Source organism: Enterobacter sp. LM3 (assembly GCF_046622475.1).
GTDB classification, from domain to species: Bacteria; Pseudomonadota; Gammaproteobacteria; order Enterobacterales; family Enterobacteriaceae; genus Enterobacter; species Enterobacter cloacae_P.
This window is the reverse complement of record NZ_JBJURN010000003.1, coordinates 258,718-275,628: the sequence shown is the minus strand read 5'-3', so window position 1 is coordinate 275,628 and position 16,911 is coordinate 258,718. Positions and strand designations below refer to the sequence as shown.

16 protein-coding genes and 1 other RNA gene are annotated in these 16,911 nt (G+C 53.7%); 13 read left to right on the top strand and 4 right to left on the bottom strand.

Translation table 11 applies throughout. From position 1 onward, the window contains the following. Positions 1-365 precede the first annotated feature (365 nt). The 6 genes from epd (at position 366) to ACJ9N4_RS05385 (ending at position 6,417) form a co-directional block, all read left to right on the top strand. Positions 366-1,385: an erythrose-4-phosphate dehydrogenase gene (epd, locus tag ACJ9N4_RS05410; protein WP_182272574.1), complete on the top strand. Its 1,020-nt coding sequence runs from the start codon at positions 366-368 to the stop codon at positions 1,383-1,385. Between the two features lie 49 nt (positions 1,386-1,434). Continuing rightward, entirely contained in the window at positions 1,435-2,598 is a 1,164-nt protein-coding gene (gene pgk / locus ACJ9N4_RS05405) for a phosphoglycerate kinase (RefSeq protein WP_134348805.1), read from the top strand. Positions 2,599-2,690: 92 nt separating this feature from the next. Continuing rightward, positions 2,691-3,770: a class II fructose-bisphosphate aldolase gene (fbaA, locus tag ACJ9N4_RS05400; RefSeq protein ID WP_182272573.1), complete on the top strand. Its 1,080-nt coding sequence runs from the start codon at positions 2,691-2,693 to the stop codon at positions 3,768-3,770. A gap of 186 nt (positions 3,771-3,956) precedes the next feature. Beyond that, positions 3,957-4,811 carry a small-conductance mechanosensitive channel MscS gene (gene mscS / locus ACJ9N4_RS05395; protein ID WP_196390453.1) on the top strand — a complete coding sequence of 285 codons (855 nt, stop codon included), beginning with the start codon at positions 3,957-3,959 and terminating at the stop codon, positions 4,809-4,811. 146 nt (positions 4,812-4,957) lie between these two features. Next, the gene (gene argO / locus ACJ9N4_RS05390) at positions 4,958-5,593 is read left to right on the top strand and encodes an arginine exporter ArgO (protein WP_395122976.1); all 636 of its coding nucleotides are present in this window, start codon (positions 4,958-4,960) and stop codon (positions 5,591-5,593) included. Between the two features lie 92 nt (positions 5,594-5,685). Beyond that, complete coding sequence (locus ACJ9N4_RS05385) at positions 5,686-6,417, top strand: oxidative stress defense protein (RefSeq protein WP_182272570.1); 732 nt, start codon at positions 5,686-5,688, stop codon at positions 6,415-6,417. Between the two features lie 42 nt (positions 6,418-6,459). Here the strand turns inward: ACJ9N4_RS05385 and argP are convergent, their stop codons facing one another. Next, the gene (gene argP, locus ACJ9N4_RS05380) at positions 6,460-7,353 is read right to left on the bottom strand and encodes a DNA-binding transcriptional regulator ArgP (RefSeq protein WP_008499727.1); all 894 of its coding nucleotides are present in this window, start codon (positions 7,351-7,353) and stop codon (positions 6,460-6,462) included. Between the two features lie 126 nt (positions 7,354-7,479). On the opposite strand from argP, the gene rpiA reads away from it, so the two are divergent. Beyond that, entirely contained in the window at positions 7,480-8,139 is a 660-nt protein-coding gene (gene rpiA / locus ACJ9N4_RS05375) for a ribose-5-phosphate isomerase RpiA (RefSeq protein WP_047347933.1), read from the top strand. A gap of 265 nt (positions 8,140-8,404) precedes the next feature. Continuing rightward, positions 8,405-9,637, top strand: coding sequence for a phosphoglycerate dehydrogenase (gene serA, locus ACJ9N4_RS05370; RefSeq protein ID WP_182272568.1), 1,233 nt, complete (start codon positions 8,405-8,407; stop codon positions 9,635-9,637). Between the two features lie 82 nt (positions 9,638-9,719). Here the strand turns inward: serA and ACJ9N4_RS05365 are convergent, their stop codons facing one another. The 3 genes from ACJ9N4_RS05365 to zapA all read right to left on the bottom strand — a co-directional run bounded on the left by ACJ9N4_RS05365 (position 9,720) and on the right by zapA (position 10,898). Next, positions 9,720-10,319 (bottom strand): 5-formyltetrahydrofolate cyclo-ligase, encoded by a 600-nt coding sequence (locus ACJ9N4_RS05365; RefSeq protein WP_182918911.1) that lies wholly within the window; start codon positions 10,317-10,319, stop codon positions 9,720-9,722. A gap of 24 nt (positions 10,320-10,343) precedes the next feature. After that, a non-coding RNA gene (gene ssrS, locus ACJ9N4_RS05360) (6S RNA) lies at positions 10,344-10,527 on the bottom strand. A 41-nt stretch (positions 10,528-10,568) separates the two neighbouring features. Then, positions 10,569-10,898 carry a cell division protein ZapA gene (zapA, locus tag ACJ9N4_RS05355; RefSeq protein ID WP_006811891.1) on the bottom strand — a complete coding sequence of 110 codons (330 nt, stop codon included), beginning with the start codon at positions 10,896-10,898 and terminating at the stop codon, positions 10,569-10,571. 168 nt (positions 10,899-11,066) lie between these two features. Between zapA and ACJ9N4_RS05350 the strand changes: the two genes are divergently transcribed. The 5 genes from ACJ9N4_RS05350 (at position 11,067) to gcvT (ending at position 16,911) form a co-directional block, all read left to right on the top strand. After that, positions 11,067-11,645, top strand: a complete 579-nt coding sequence (locus ACJ9N4_RS05350; protein WP_028016963.1) for a YecA family protein — start codon at positions 11,067-11,069, stop codon at positions 11,643-11,645. Positions 11,646-11,676: 31 nt separating this feature from the next. Next, positions 11,677-12,990, top strand: a complete 1,314-nt coding sequence (pepP, locus tag ACJ9N4_RS05345; protein ID WP_182920064.1) for a Xaa-Pro aminopeptidase — start codon at positions 11,677-11,679, stop codon at positions 12,988-12,990. Beyond that, the gene (gene ubiH / locus ACJ9N4_RS05340) at positions 12,987-14,165 is read left to right on the top strand and encodes a 2-octaprenyl-6-methoxyphenyl hydroxylase (protein WP_182918910.1); all 1,179 of its coding nucleotides are present in this window, start codon (positions 12,987-12,989) and stop codon (positions 14,163-14,165) included. Before pepP ends, ubiH begins: the two co-directional genes overlap by 4 nt. A gap of 12 nt (positions 14,166-14,177) precedes the next feature. Beyond that, positions 14,178-15,380 carry an FAD-dependent 2-octaprenylphenol hydroxylase gene (gene ubiI / locus ACJ9N4_RS05335; protein ID WP_411500309.1) on the top strand — a complete coding sequence of 401 codons (1,203 nt, stop codon included), beginning with the start codon at positions 14,178-14,180 and terminating at the stop codon, positions 15,378-15,380. A 436-nt stretch (positions 15,381-15,816) separates the two neighbouring features. Continuing rightward, a complete protein-coding gene (gene gcvT, locus ACJ9N4_RS05330) occupies positions 15,817-16,911 on the top strand; it encodes a glycine cleavage system aminomethyltransferase GcvT (protein WP_182272564.1) in 1,095 nt (364 codons plus the stop codon).

Below are 16,911 nucleotides of genomic sequence, written 5' to 3'. Positions count from 1 at the left end.
TGCCCTCACCCCGACCCTCTCCCACGGGAGAGGGTGCCAACACTAAAAACGGTAACCCTGGGGTTACCGTTTTGCTTTCACCACGCCACCCGGTTTTTTTGTATCTGCTATTCCTGATCCTTGTAACGCCGCTGTAAATTATTCCATTGAAAATGTGACGCAAGTCATATAGCTGTCTTATTGCTCTGGACAGACATTCCTTTTATTCCCTGATTCGCTTATTCTAGCTGAAGCGTTTCAGTCGATTAAATGTTCGACAATTGACCAATCAGTCGCAGTTTGTGACAGGCAAGGATTCCCCTTCGGGCGTAGCTGGATTACTCTTTCAGCCACCTCAAATTCAGGGATAGCTTTGCAGGAGATCTATGACCGTACGCGTAGCGATTAATGGCTTCGGTCGCATCGGGCGTAACGTGGTTCGTGCTTTATATGAATCCGGGCGTCGTGCGGAAATGACCGTGGTGGCAATCAATGAACTGGCTGATGCTGAGGGCATGGCGCATTTGTTGAAATATGACACCAGCCACGGGCGCTTTGCCTGGGATGTTCGCCAGGAAGGGGATCAGCTGTTTGTCGGTGATGATGCCATTCGCGTGCTGCACGAGAGAAGCATTGCCGGGTTGCCGTGGCGTGAACTGAGGGTGGATGTGGTGCTTGACTGTACCGGTGTGTACGGCAGCCGCGAACACGGTGAAGCGCATCTGGCGGCAGGTGCGAAAAAAGTCCTGTTCTCCCATCCCGGCAGTAACGACCTCGACGCCACCGTCGTCTTTGGCGTGAACCAGCATGAGCTGAAAGCCGAACATCGCATTGTTTCCAATGCTTCCTGCACCACCAACTGCATTATTCCGGTCATTAAACTGTTAGACGATGCATATGGCATTGAATCCGGCACCGTGACCACGATCCACTCAGCCATGCACGATCAGCAGGTGATCGATGCCTATCATCCGGATCTACGCCGCACGCGTGCGGCGAGTCAGTCAATCATTCCGGTTGATACAAAGCTTGCTGCAGGGATCACCCGTATTTTCCCGCAGTTTAACGACCGTTTTGAAGCGATTGCTGTACGTGTACCGACTATCAACGTTACGGCAATTGACCTCAGCGTCACGGTGAAAAAACCGGTAAAAGCCTGTGAAGTCAACCTGTTGCTGCAAAAAGCGGCACAGGGTACATTTCATGGTATAGTTGACTATACGGAATTACCGTTGGTCTCAGTAGATTTTAACCACGACCCGCACAGTGCCATCGTTGATGGTACACAAACGCGCGTCAGTGGTTCACACCTTATCAAGACGCTGGTCTGGTGCGATAACGAATGGGGCTTTGCTAACCGAATGCTCGACACCACGTTAGCAATGGCCGCTCAAGGTTTCAGGTAAGACGCATCGTGCGTCTGCAAAACTTTAAGAATCAACGAGAGGATTCACCATGTCTGTAATTAAGATGACCGATCTGGATCTGGCAGGTAAACGCGTTTTCATCCGTGCCGACCTGAACGTACCGGTTAAAGATGGCAAAGTGACCAGCGACGCGCGTATTCGTGCATCTCTGCCAACCATCGAGCTGGCCCTGAAGCAGGGTGCAAAAGTGATGGTAACCTCCCACCTGGGTCGTCCAACTGAAGGCGAGTACAACGAAGAGTTCTCTCTGCTGCCAGTTGTTAATTACCTGAAAGACAAACTGTCCAACCCGGTTCGTCTGGTTAAAGATTACCTGGACGGCGTTGAAGTTGCTGCCGGTGAACTGGTTGTTCTGGAAAACGTTCGCTTTAACAAAGGCGAAAAGAAAGACGACGAAGCGCTGTCCAAAAAATATGCTGCACTGTGCGACGTATTCGTAATGGATGCATTCGGTACTGCTCACCGTGCGCAGGCATCTACCCACGGTATCGGTAAATTCGCAGACGTAGCGTGTGCTGGTCCTCTGCTGGCTGACGAACTGGAAGCGCTGGGTAAAGCACTGAAAGAACCTGCTCGTCCAATGGTTGCTATCGTTGGCGGTTCTAAAGTGTCTACCAAACTGACTGTTCTGGATTCCCTGTCCAAAATCGCTGACCAGCTGATCGTTGGCGGTGGTATTGCGAACACCTTCGTTGCTGCTCAAGGCCACAACGTGGGTAAATCTCTGTACGAAGCAGACCTGGTTGACGAAGCTAAACGCCTGCTGACGACCTGCGATATCCCGGTTCCAACTGACGTTCGCGTAGCAACTGAGTTCTCTGAAACGGCGACCGCGACCCTGAAATCTGTAAACGACATCAAAGATGAAGAGCAGATCCTGGACCTGGGCGACGTTTCTGCACAGAAACTGGCTGAAATCCTGAAAAACGCAAAAACTATCCTGTGGAACGGCCCTGTTGGCGTGTTCGAATTCCCGAACTTCCGCAAAGGTACTGAAATCGTTGCTAACGCTATCGCAGACAGCGAAGCGTTCTCTATCGCAGGTGGCGGCGACACTCTGGCAGCTATCGACCTGTTCGGTATCGCTGACAAGATTTCCTACATCTCCACTGGTGGTGGCGCATTCCTCGAATTCGTGGAAGGCAAAGTGCTGCCAGCAGTAGCAATGCTCGAAGAGCGCGCTAAGAAGTAAGCCATTCAAGGGCAGGGAAACCTGCCCAATTTTCAGCGCGCTTTTAAGAGCTCGCACCTTTTCTAACGGCCGAAGATACAGGACTAAGCAACATGTCTAAAATTTTTGATTTCGTAAAACCTGGCGTGATCACTGGTGATGACGTACAGAAAGTGTTCCAGGTAGCTAAAGAAAACAACTTTGCTCTGCCAGCAGTTAACTGCGTGGGTACTGACTCCATTAACGCCGTACTGGAAACCGCTGCAAAAGTTAAAGCGCCGGTTATCGTACAGTTCTCTAACGGCGGCGCTGCGTTCATCGCAGGTAAAGGCGTGAAAACTGACGTTCCTCAGGGTGCTGCAATCCTGGGTGCTATCTCTGGTGCGCACCATGTACACCAGATGGCTGAACACTACGGTGTTCCTGTCATTCTGCACACTGACCACTGCGCGAAGAAACTGCTGCCGTGGATCGACGGTCTGCTGGACGCAGGTGAAAAACACTTCGCGGCTACCGGTAAGCCACTGTTCTCTTCTCACATGATCGACCTGTCTGAAGAGTCTCTGCACGAAAACATCGAAATCTGCTCCAAATACCTGGCGCGTATGTCCAAAATGGACATGACCCTGGAAATCGAACTGGGTTGCACCGGTGGTGAAGAAGACGGCGTGGACAACAGCCACATGGACGCTTCTGCACTGTACACCCAGCCAGAAGACGTTGATTACGCGTTCACCGAGCTGAGCAAAATCAGCCCACGCTTCACCATTGCAGCGTCCTTCGGTAACGTACACGGCGTTTACAAACCAGGTAACGTTGTTCTGACCCCAACCATCCTGCGTGATTCTCAGGAATATGTTTCTAAGAAACACAACCTGCCGCACAATAGCCTGAACTTCGTCTTCCACGGCGGTTCCGGTTCTTCTGCTCAGGAAATCAAAGACTCCGTAAGCTACGGCGTAGTGAAAATGAACATCGATACCGACACCCAATGGGCAACCTGGGACGGTATCCTGCAATACTACAAAACCAACGAAGCTTACCTGCAGGGTCAGCTGGGCAACCCGAAAGGCGAAGACCAGCCGAACAAGAAATACTACGATCCACGCGTATGGCTGCGTGCAGCACAGACCTCTATGGTGACGCGTCTGGAGCAGGCATTCAAAGAACTGAACGCGATCGACGTTCTGTAATTTGAGCTGCTAACAGCATCGGAGGCCCGCAAATGCGGGCCTTTTTTTTGGGCTTTTCAACAGCCTGCCCATCACCGTTTTGTGATCTGTTTGGCAATATCTGCGCTTTTTGTTTACCCTTTACGGATCTGCCTGTTTCCACGGGGGATGGATTTTTGTGTTTGGGTTTATCAAAAGGAAGAGTAAATGGAACAGTTTGATGTCGTTGACAGCATCAATAACGCCGGTACCTGGCTTGAGCGCAACCAGGAATTATTGCTGAGTTATGCCGTAAACATCGTTGCGGCTATTGCCATCATCATTATCGGGATGATCGCGGCGCGAATCATATCGAATACCGTTAACCGGGTGATGCTGGCACGTCATATCGATGCCACGGTTGCGGACTTCCTTTCTGCGCTGGTGCGCTATGGCATCGTCGCCTTTACCTTGATTGCCGCACTGGGACGTGTAGGTGTACAGACCGCATCGGTGATCGCGGTGCTCGGTGCAGCCGGTCTGGCTATTGGTCTGGCGCTGCAGGGTTCGCTCTCGAACCTGGCGGCAGGTGTGCTGCTGGTCACCTTCCGTCCGTTCCGCTCAGGTGAGTATGTTGATCTGGGGGGCATTGCCGGAACTGTACTGCAGGTGCAGATTTTCTCAACGACCTTGCGTACCGTCGATGGCCGTATTGTGGTAGTGCCGAACGGGAAAATTATCGCGGGTAACATTATCAATTTTTCCCGCGAGCCAGCGCGCCGTAATGAGCTGATTATCAGCGTGGCATACGACTCCGACATCGATCAGGTAAAATCGCTTATCGCGGGTATCATCGCTTCTGACGATCGCATTCTGAAAGATAAAGAGCAGATCGTCCGTCTGAACGAACTGGGCGCGTCATCCATTAACTTTGTGGTGCGTATCTGGAGCAAAAGCAGCGATCTGCAAAACGTTTACTGGGACGTGCTGGAACGCATCAAACGTGAGTTCGATGCTAACGGCATCAGCTTCCCGTATCCACAGATGGATGTGAACGTCAAAAAGGTGAAAGAGACCGAGTAATCCTCTTTCGCCGTAGGCCCGGTAAGCGCTAACGCCACCGGGCTTTTTTATTAGCGTGACTAATCCCCGATTAATATTATCAATTTCCTCTAATGTCACTCTCGCAGTATAGTCAGCTCCCAGGACAACTCTGTGAGAATCTCGTCATGTTATCTTATTATTTTCAAGGTCTTGCGTTAGGCGCGGCCATGATCCTGCCCCTCGGCCCGCAGAATGCGTTTGTGATGAACCAGGGTATTCGCCGCCAGTATCACCTGATGATTGCGCTACTGTGCGCGGTCAGTGATTTGCTTCTGATTTGCGCCGGGATATTTGGCGGCAGTGCTTTACTGATGCAGTCTCCGTGGCTACTGACGCTGGTCACCTGGGGCGGGGTGGCATTCCTGTTGTGGTACGGCTTTGGCGCATTGAAAACGGCACTGAGCAGCAATCTTGAACTGGCGAGTGCGGAAGTGATGAAGCAGGGGCGCTGGAAGATTATCGTCACCATGCTGGCGGTTACCTGGCTTAATCCGCATGTCTATCTTGATACCTTTGTGGTGCTGGGTAGCCTGGGTGGACAACTGGATGTTGAACCGAAGCGCTGGTTCGCGCTGGGTACGGTTAGCGCATCATTCCTCTGGTTCTTTGGTCTTGCCATGCTGGCGGCGTGGCTGGCACCGCGTTTGCGCACCGCCAAAGCACAACGCATCATCAATACGCTGGTGGGAATAGTGATGTGGTTTATCGCTTTTCAACTGGCGAAAGAGGGTGTTCATCACGTTCAGGGATTACTCAACTAAGTGTTGTCTTATGGACAACTGAGCAAGACCCGCTAAGCTTGCTGGCATGTGCCCTGTTTATGGGGCACTCTTCGCAACATGGAGGAATGACAGTGAAGTTTAAAGTGATGGCCCTGGCGGCATTAGTGAGTTTAGGTGCGGTGTCGGTACAGGCGAATGAGTTGCCTGCCGGTCCGCACATTGTCACTTCAGGCACGGCGAGCGTGGATGCGGTACCGGATGTCGCGACCCTGGCAATTGAAGTGAATGTGTCTGCAAAAGATGCTGCTTCAGCCAAGAAGCAGGCTGACGATCGTGTTGCGCAATATCTCTCTTTCCTGGAACAGAATGGTGTCGTTAAAAAAGATATCAATTCTGCCAACCTGCGTACCCAGCCGGATTATGACTACCAGAACGGCAAAAGTATCCTGAAAGGTTACCGTGCCGTGCGTACCGTCGAAGTGACTGTGCGCCAGCTTGATAAGCTGAATTCGCTGCTGGATGGCGCGCTGAAGGCGGGGCTGAACGAAATTCGTTCCGTTTCACTGGGCGTTGCGCAACCGGAGAAATACAAAGACGAAGCACGTAAAGCGGCGATTAATGATGCAGTCCATCAGGCGCAACAACTGGCTTCCGGCTTTAACAGTAAGCTTGGCCCGGTGTATAGCGTGCGCTATCACGTCTCCAATTATCAGCCAGGCCCGATGGTTCGTATGATGAAGGCCGATGCTGCGCCAGTTTCCGCTCAGGAAACCTATGAGCAGCCGACGATCCAGTTTGACGATCAGGTTGATGTCGTGTTCCAGCTGGAGCCTGCTGCAGCAGAGCAGAAACCCGCTCAGTAACCTGTAGGCCGGGTAAGGCGTTGCCTTCACCCGGCTTATTTTTTAATCCTGTCTCAACACCTTATGCCCGTAAGCCAGCAGTGCGTCGGTGACGTTGCGCATCATACGGCTTTCCGGTGCAAAACGGTGCCAGTAGAGCATCCGGCGCTGATATAATCCCGGCGTCAGGTCAATCAGCTCACCGCTTTTCAACTCTTTTTCAATCTGCAGATGCGGGATCATGCAGCAGGTGGTTCCCTGACGGGCAAGCTGCACAAAGGCTTCGGATGAGTTCACGATATGACACGGTACGCTGCCTGGCGGCAGGTCGAAGTTTTGCTGCAGGAAAGCCTGATGCATATCATCCAGATGGTCGAATGCGACGGCTGGGGCCTTAAGCAGCGCGGCGCGGGTAACGCCATTCGGGAAATAACGCTCAGCAAAGGCTTTTGAACCGACAAACAGATAATCCAGCGCACCCAGTTGATCCACCAGGCAACTTGGCAGTGCCTGAGGCTGGATACTCACCGCCCCGACTACTTCACCACGACGCAGGCGCTCCTGGGTACGCGTTTCATCTTCAACCTGCAGATTCAGGCGGATAGGGGAGTCGGCAAGCACCGGCGCAAGCGCGGGCAGCAGCCAGGTTGCCAGACTGTCGGCGTTCACCGCCAGCGACAGCAACAGCGGCGTGGAACCTGTCTGTTCATCACCCAGCCACTCGTCTTCCAGCAGTTCAACCTGACGCAGCAGGGCAAGCAGTTTTTGTCCTTGCTCTGTGGGACGTGGTGGCACGGTACGCACCAGCAGTGGTTGCCCGAACATGTTTTCAAGCTGCTTGATACGCTGTGACACGGCGGACTGAGTAATGCACAACTTCTGCGCTGCGCGCTCAAAACCGCGTTCACGAATAACAGCATCAAGTGCCTGTAGTGTTCTGTAGTCCGGACGTTTCATTGCTATAGCTGGCTCCTGAATTTTGCTTATTCTGCACTATGACACAATTTTCCTTTTGTGGCAGACGAATTCCACCTGACGTGTTCTATAATGCGCCCTAAGTTTTCATACCACAGGCAAACGATCATGACGCAGGATGAACTGAAAAAAGCAGTAGGATGGGCCGCTCTCCAGTACGTGCAACCCGGTACCATTGTCGGTGTTGGCACTGGATCGACGGCGGCACACTTTATCGATGCGCTGGGCACGATGAAGGGGCAAATCGAGGGCGCGGTTTCCAGCTCTGATGCGTCCACGGAAAAGCTGAAAAGCCTCGGCATTACCGTTTTCGACCTGAACGAAGTGGACCGTCTGGGGATTTACGTTGATGGTGCGGATGAAATCAACGGCCATATGCAGATGATCAAGGGCGGTGGCGCAGCGCTGACGCGTGAAAAGATCATCGCCTCCGTTGCAGACAAATTTATCTGTATTGCCGATGCGTCCAAGCAGGTGGATATTCTGGGTAACTTCCCGCTGCCGGTCGAAGTGATCCCAATGGCACGCAGTGCCGTCGCACGTGAACTGGTGAAACTGGGTGGTCGTCCGGAATACCGCCAGGGTGTTGTGACCGACAATGGTAACGTGATCCTCGACGTTCACGGTCTGGAAATTCTGGACGCTATCGCGCTGGAAAATGCCATCAACGGCATTCCGGGCGTAGTGACCGTAGGGCTATTTGCCAACCGTGGCGCGGATGTGGCGCTGATCGGCACGGCTGACGGCGTGAAAACCATCGTAAAATGATCTGACGGGGGGAGACTCCCCCCGCTAAAAAATTTTTGAAAAGCTAAATTCGGTGACTTGTGTCACGTTTTTGTGCCTCTTTTGCCGATCCTGCCGTATTCGTAAAATTCCGTAGCATTTTCCTCTGTCATTTTGCTCTGTATGACTTTTCTTCAGGGAGCCGACGCAAACGTTCATATTGCTGCAATAGTTTTTTTTGATATGTTGACTACAGCGGATTTAAATCCAGCACAACATCAGTTCAGACAAAAACAGGGTCGGGTAAATGGCAAAGGTATCACTGGAGAAAGACAAGATTAAATTCCTGCTTGTAGAAGGCGTGCATCAGAAAGCACTCGATAACCTTCGTGCGGCAGGTTACACCAACATCGAATTTCACAAAGGCGCGCTGGACACAGAAGAGCTGAAAGCGTCCATCCGTGATGCCCACTTCATTGGCCTGCGATCCCGTACTCACCTGACTGAAGATGTTATTGCTGCGGCGGAAAAGTTGGTTGCTATTGGCTGTTTCTGCATCGGCACCAACCAGGTAGACCTGAGTGCAGCGGCAAAACGCGGTATTCCTGTCTTTAACGCCCCGTTCTCCAACACCCGTTCCGTGGCGGAGTTAGTGATTGGCGAACTGCTGCTGCTGCTGCGCGGTATTCCCGAGGCGAACGCCAAAGCGCACCGCGGTGTGTGGAACAAACTGGCTTCAGGTTCCTTTGAAGCGCGTGGCAAAAAACTGGGTATCATCGGTTACGGCCACATTGGTACACAGCTGGGTATTCTGGCTGAATCGCTGGGGATGCATGTTTTCTTCTACGACATTGAAAGCAAGCTACCGCTGGGTAACGCGACTCAGGTTCAACATTTGTCCGACCTGCTGAACATGAGTGACGTTGTCAGCCTGCACGTTCCGGAAAATGCGTCCACCAAAAACATGATGGGAGCGGGAGAGCTGGCGCTGATGAAGCCGGGTTCACTGCTGATCAACGCGGCACGCGGTACGGTTGTTGACATCCCGGCGCTGTGTGATGCGCTGAAGCGTAAACATCTGGCAGGTGCGGCCATTGACGTATTCCCGACTGAGCCGGCAACCAACAGCGATCCGTTTAACTCTCCGCTGTGCGAGTTTGACAACGTGATCCTGACGCCACACATCGGTGGTTCAACGCAGGAAGCGCAGGAGAACATCGGTCTGGAAGTTGCGGGTAAACTGAGCAAATATTCCGACAACGGTTCTACGCTTTCTGCGGTGAACTTCCCGGAAGTGTCTCTGCCGTTGCACGGTGGTCGTCGTCTGTTGCATATTCACGAAAACCGCCCGGGCGTGCTGACCGCCATCAACAAAATCTTTGCTGAGCAGGGCGTGAACATTGCCGCGCAGTACCTGCAAACGAACTCTCAGATGGGTTACGTGGTTATTGATATTGAAGCGGATGACGACGTTGCCGAGAAAGCGCTGCTGAGTATGAAGGCGCTTCCGGGGACGATTCGCGCGCGTCTGCTTTATTGAGATGATTGCCGCCTGATGCCCTCTCCCCTGTCGGTGAGGGGGCAAGCACTACAAACGGTAACGGCTGTTACCGTTTTTGCTTTTATCTCCACTCCCACAGTTTCGATGGCGTCACCACCGCAGGCAGTGGAATATCCCATTTCTCCACCGGCAGCGCTTCTACGCCCTGACAGTCATGCGCGTATCCTACCGGTTGTAGCCTGTGCTGCCGCCAGTTTTGCAGCGTTCTGTCGTAAAAACCGCCCCCCATTCCTAAGCGCTGACCTTGCTGGTCAAACGCCACGAGCGGCGTGATCAACACATCCAGCGCGGCAAGCGGCAGTACGTCCCGGACGTCGAGTTTGGGTTCGGTGATTTTCAGTCGATTCACCACCAGCTCGCTGTGAGGATGGTAGTGCAGAAACAACAGGTTTCCTTCGCTAAACGGATGTAACACTGGCAGGTAAACTTTCTTCCCGGCGCGCCAGAGCTGTTCGATGAGCGGCTGAGTATCCAGCTCGCCATCAAACGAGAGAAACAGGGCGACCGTGTGCGCCATCACTACAGGCGGATACGCCATCATTCGGGCGGCGGCATGCTGCGCAAAATGCACTTGCTGTTCGGGGGTTAACGCGCGACGACGTTTACGGATTAACTGACGGATGTCCTGGCGTGAGGCAGAAACTTCAGAAAGTAGAGTCATGGTAGTTGGTAGAAGAAGAAAGAGGGAATCTCCGAGATGCCGCCGCAGGCTGTAACCCTTGAACCCTTGGTTCAAGGTGAATGTGTCGTCATAGTTTTAAGGCTTCTCGGACGAACCGAGCATGCTCACCAACCACGGAGCGCCACATTCTTGTGGTATGAAATATCGGCTCAGGGGACTGGCCCGCTTGCGAACATCTCAGAGAAATTTTGTCTTCACAGTTACTCTACCATAGTCAACTGCAAAGTGTTATTCAAACTTGGGTCCCGGTCTTTCGGGATTGCGACCTTGATCAAGCAATGCCTGTTCAATGGTCTGCTGAAGCATCTTAATGCGCTGCTCCATGCTTGCCGCGTAGTCGCGGGTTTTCGCCTTTTCCTGAGTCAGCTCATAGCTGATGTTCAACGCGGCAATAAAGACCAGCTGCTCAGTATTTGTGACTCTAGTGCGTTCTTTAAGATCTTGCAACCGCTGATTCAAATCGTCCGCAGCCTGATTCAAAGCATCCCTTTGTTCAGGTGGACAATTCACTCGCAGTGAACGGCCAAAAATCTGGAGATCGACGGGTTGTGCAGACATGCCACCTTCCTGCTGATTGACTGCGCTGCCTTCGCTTACTGCCCCGGGGGCTGCGAAGGGGCGACACTATAGCTACCCTGATGTGAAGATACAAGCCCTTTTCTGGTATCACCAGGGTCCAAAGTGGTAGCATATCATGAATATTCCTCCCTTTGATGACGAATGCGTATGTCTATACAGAACGAAATGCCTGGTTACAACGATTTAAACCAGTTACTGAACCAGCAGGGAGTGGGTTTAACCCCTGCCGAAATGCACGGTCTGATCAGTGGCATGCTGTGCGGCGGAAACAGCGACAGCTCCTGGCAGCCGCTGATCCACGACCTGACGAACGAGGGGCTGGCGTTTGGTCACGAACTGGCGGAAGCGCTGCGTAAAATGCACGCGGCAATCAGCGATTCGCTGGAAGATGATGGCTTCCTTTTTCAGCTTTATCTGCCTGAAGGGGACGACGTCAGCGTGTTCGATCGCGCCGATGCGCTTGCAGGTTGGGTAAACCACTACCTGCTGGGGCTGGGCGTGACTCAGCCTAAGCTCGATAAAGTGACCGGCGAAGCGGGTGAAGCAATCGACGATCTGCGTAACATTGCGCAGCTCGGCTACGACGAAGATGAAGATCAGGAAGAGCTGGAAATGTCCCTCGAAGAGATCATCGAGTACGTCCGCGTTGCCGCACTGCTGTGCCACGACAACTTTACGCGCTCGCAGCCAACCGCGCCGGAAGTACGCAAGCCAACCTTACATTAAGAAAAACAACGCACAGGAGGGTGTCATGGTTATCTCGAATCAAGAGTATTCTCGCCGTCGTCAGGCGCTGTTGGCTAAAATGCAGCCGGGAAGCGCCGCGCTGATTTTTGCCGCCCCTGAGGTGACGCGCAGTGCCGACAGTGAATACCCCTATCGTCAGAGCAGCGATTTCTGGTATTTCACCGGGTTTAACGAGCCGGAAGCGGTACTGGTACTGATCAAGAGCAATGACACCCACAACCACAGCGTGATTTTCAACCGCGTACGCGATCTGGCTGCCGAAATCTGGTTTGGCCGCCGTCTGGGGCAAGAGGCCGCACCGGCGAAGCTGGGTGTTGACCGTGCGCTGGCGTTTAGCGAAATCAATCAGCAGCTCTATCAACTGCTCAACGGCCTTGATGTGCTTTATCACGCGCAGGGCGAATATGCGTATGCTGATGAGATTGTCTTTACCGCGCTGGATAAGCTGCGTAAAGGCTCGCGTCAGAACCTGTCTGCCCCCGCTACGCTGACGGACTGGCGTCCGGTGGTACACGAAATGCGTCTGTTCAAGTCCGAAGAAGAACTTAACACGATGCGTCGCGCGGGTGAAATCAGCGCACTGGCGCATACCCGTGCGATGGAAAAATGCCGTCCCGGTATCTTCGAATATCAACTTGAAGGCGAAATTCAGCATGAATTTAATCGCCACGGCGCGCGTTTTCCTTCCTATAACACCATTGTGGGCGGTGGGGAAAATGGCTGTATCCTGCATTACACCGAAAACGAAAGTGAACTGCGCGACGGCGATCTGGTACTGATTGACGCGGGTTGTGAATATCAGGGCTACGCGGGTGACATTACCCGTACGTTCCCGGTGAACGGTAAATTCTCCCCGGCTCAGCGCGCGGTCTATGACATTGTGCTCGAATCCCTGGAAACGGCGCTGACCCTGTATCGTCCGGGGATCTCCATTCAGGAAGTCACCGGTGAAGTCGTGCGCATCATGATTACCGGTCTGGTTAAACTTGGCATTCTGAAAGGCGATGTGGATACCCTGATTACGGAGAATGCCCATCGCCCGTACTTTATGCACGGCCTGAGCCACTGGCTGGGGCTGGATGTGCATGATGTGGGGGCTTATGGCCCTGAACGCTCACGTGTGCTGGAGCCGGGTATGGTTCTGACCGTCGAACCGGGGCTGTACATCGCACCGGATGCTGACGTGCCAGAAGCATACCGCGGGATTGGCATTCGTATTGAAGACGACATCGTCATCACTGAAACCGGTAACGAAAACCTGACCGCGGGCGTCGTGAAAAAAGCTGACGACATTGAGGCGCTGATGGCAGCGGCACGCGTATGAGCGTGATCATCGTTGGCGGTGGTATGACCGGGGCCACTCTGGCGCTGGCAATCTCGCATCTGACACAAGGGCAACTTCCGGTGCATCTGGTGGAGGCCGTTGCAGCACAGGCATCAGATCACCCCGGTTTTGATGCCCGCGCCATTGCGCTGGCGCAGGGAACATGTCAGCAGCTCTCGCGTATTGGCATCTGGCAGGCGATTGCAGACTGTGCGACGGCGATTAACACTGTTCATGTTAGCGATCGCGGCCATGCTGGTTTTGTGACCCTGGACGCGCATGATTACCGTATTGATGCCCTGGGTCATGTAGTTGAATTGCACGATGTTGGGTTACGTCTGTTCCGGTTGTTACAGGATGCCCCGGGCGTGACGTTGCACTGTCCGGCGCGTGTTGCCAGCTTTAGTCGCAGTGAAGATGCGGTTCGCGTCACGCTGGAAAATGGCACAACTCTTGACGGCCAGCTTCTGGTCGCGGCGGATGGTTCGCGCTCTGCACTGGGTACTCAGTGTGGCGTGGAGTGGCGGCAACAGTCTTATGGTCAGGTGGCGGTCATTGCGAATGTCTCAACGGCAGGCCCACACAATGGCCGGGCATTTGAGCGGTTTACGCAGTATGGCCCGCTGGCGATGTTACCGATGTCGAACGGGCGTTGCTCGCTGGTGTGGTGCCATCCACAGGAGAAGGCGGACGACGTGCTCTCCTGGTCCGACGAACGTTTTTGTACCGAGCTGCAAAAAGCCTTCGGCTGGCGGCTGGGGCGAATTACCCATGCGGGAAAACGGACGGTTTACCCGCTGTCACTGACGACGGCATCTCAGTCCATCTCTCATCGCGTGGCGCTGGTGGGCAACGCCGCGCAGACGCTACACCCCATTGCGGGGCAGGGGTTTAATCTTGGGCTGCGCGATGTCATGAGCCTGGCGGAAACGCTTTCTCAGGCGTGGGACGAGCAAAAAGATTGTGGTGCGTATTCGGTGCTAAGCCATTACCAGAAACGACGCCAGGCTGATAAAGAGGCGACTATCGGTGTCACCGATGGTCTGGTGCATCTGTTTGCCAATCGCTGGGCTCCGTTGGTTGCGGGTCGCAACCTTGGGCTGATGGCGATGGAATTATTCATTCCGGCACGTGACGTGCTGGCGCAGCGGACTCTTGGTTGGGTCGCGCGTTAAGGAGTTATCACCGTGCAAAATGTTGATGTCGCCATTGTTGGCGGCGGAATGGTAGGACTGGCGCTGGCCTGTGGGTTACAGGGAAGCGGCCTGCGTGTGGCCGTGCTGGAACAAAAGCAGCCGCAGCCCGTAGCACCTGATGCGCCGCCGGAACTCCGCGTGTCGGCAATCAATGCTGCCAGCGAAAAGCTCCTGACGCGCATTGGCGTCTGGTCAGGTATCGTCGCGCAGCGTGCCAGCTGCTATCACGGTATGGAAGTGTGGGACAAAGACAGTTTTGGTCATATTGCGTTTGATGACGAAAGCATGGGCTATAGCCATCTGGGCCATATCATCGAAAATGCCGTGATCCACCATGCATTGTGGCAAAAAGCACAGTCCTGCAGCGATGTTACGCTGATGGCACCCGCGCAAATCCAGCAGGTGGCGTGGGGTGAAAACGAGGCGTTTATCACCCTGCAAAGTGGCGACATGTTGACCGCGCGTCTGGTGGTGGGTGCTGATGGCGCTAACTCCTGGCTGCGTAACAAGGCAGACATTCCGCTGACTTTCTGGGATTACCGCCACCATGCGCTGGTGGCGACGATCCGCACTGAAGAACCGCACGGCGGTGTCGCACGTCAGATTTTCCACAACGACGGCATTCTGGCGTTCCTGCCGTTGAGCGATCCGCATCTGTGCTCCATTGTCTGGTCTTTAGTGCCTGAAAAAGCGCAGCTCATGCAGGAAGCCACACCGGAGGCATTTAACCAGGCGCTGTGCATGGCGTTTGATAATCGTCTGGGTCTGTGTTCGCTTGAGAGCGAGCGCCAGGTATTTCCGCTAACCGGTCGTTACGCGCGTCAGTTCGCGGCGCACCGTCTGGCGCTGGTGGGGGATGCGGCGCATACCATTCATCCGCTGGCCGGACAGGGTGTTAATCTCGGCTTTATGGATGCGGCTGAACTGGTTGAAGAGCTGCGTCGTCTGCATCGTGAAGGCAAAGACATTGGTCAGCATCTCTATCTGCGTCGCTACGAGCGTAGCCGTAAGCACAGTGCGGCGATGATGCTGGCGGGCATGCAGGGTTTCCGCGAGCTGTTTGCCGGGGCTAACCCGGCGAAAAAACTGCTGCGCGATATCGGTCTGAAACTTGCCGACACCCTCCCTGGCGTCAAACCTCAACTCCTTCGTCAGGCGATGGGTCTTAACGATCTTCCTGACTGGTTACGTTAAACGCTAATATTGACCCCCATCACACTTTATTTTCCCGGCCTCTGTGCCGGGGAAATTCGCTCGTTTGAAATATTCTAATTTTACGTCATTTTTCGCATTAGATTATCTAATCTGGCTATTTTTCTGATACGGAAATTTTGTCCGTTTTTCCGCATGAAATATCACCATGTGCTAAATCCTGTTAGAGCAATGTTAATTTTATGCGGGTTTAATCGCATTTTCACAGTGAATAACTCTGTAGGCTTTTCAGCGTTTTTTGGTCATAAGCTAATGTGATGACCTGTTTTACCTTATGGTTAATCGCCGGTTTCGGTGGTAAGTTCAGGTAAAAGAGAACGTTTGCGTCGATGCTCACAAGCGAGGTCGACGCCGGGTTTCGCGGCAGTTTTTATGCGTGCGAAATGCAAGATAGCCCTGCTTATTCAACGAGGAAAAGATGGCTCAACAGACTCCTTTGTACGAACAACACGTGTTATGCGGCGCACGCATGGTGGACTTCCACGGCTGGATGATGCCGCTGCACTACGGCTCACAAATTGATGAGCACCACGCGGTGCGCACCGATGCCGGTATGTTCGACGTGTCCCACATGACCATTGTCGATCTGCGCGGTAGCCGCACCCGGGAGTTTCTGCGTTATCTGCTGGCAAACGACGTCGCAAAGCTGAAAGTGCCAGGTAAAGCGCTCTACACCGGCATGCTAAATGCCTCCGCTGGCGTGATTGATGACCTTATCGTCTATTACTTCACTGAAGATTTCTTCCGCCTCGTTGTAAACTCCGCCACCCGCGAAAAAGACCTCTCCTGGATTTCCCAACACGCCGAACCGTTCTCTGTCGATATCACTGTCCGTGACGATCTGTCGTTGATCGCCGTACAGGGGCCGAACGCGCAGGCGAAAGCGGCCTCTCTGTTCAGCGATGAACAGCGTAAAGCCACTGCCGGGATGAAGCCGTTCTTTGGCGTACAGGCAGGCGATCTGTTTATCGCGACCACGGGTTATACCGGTGAAGCGGGATATGAAATTGCCATGCCGAATGAGAAGGCCGCTGATTTCTGGCGTGCGCTGGTGGAAGCGGGCGTTAAGCCAGCCGGTCTGGGCGCACGCGATACGCTGCGTCTGGAAGCAGGCATGAACCTCTACGGTCAGGAGATGGATGAAAGCGTTTCTCCGCTGGCGGCCAACATGGGCTGGACCATCGCGTGGGAACCTGTTGACCGTAAATTTATTGGTCGTGAAGCGCTGGAAATGCAGCGTGAAAAAGGTACGGAACAGCTGGTTGGCCTGGTGATGACCGAGAAAGGCGTGCTGCGCGGTGAGCTGCCGGTGCGTTTTACGGATACCGACGGTAACCACCTCGAAGGCGTGATCACCAGCGGTACCTTCTCCCCGACGCTGGGTTACAGTATTGCACTGGCACGTGTTCCGGCAGGTATTGGCGAAACGGCAGTGGTGCAAATCCGCAATCGTGAAATGCCGGTCAACGTGACCAAACCTATTTTTGTTCGCGCCGGTAAGCCGGTCGCCTAA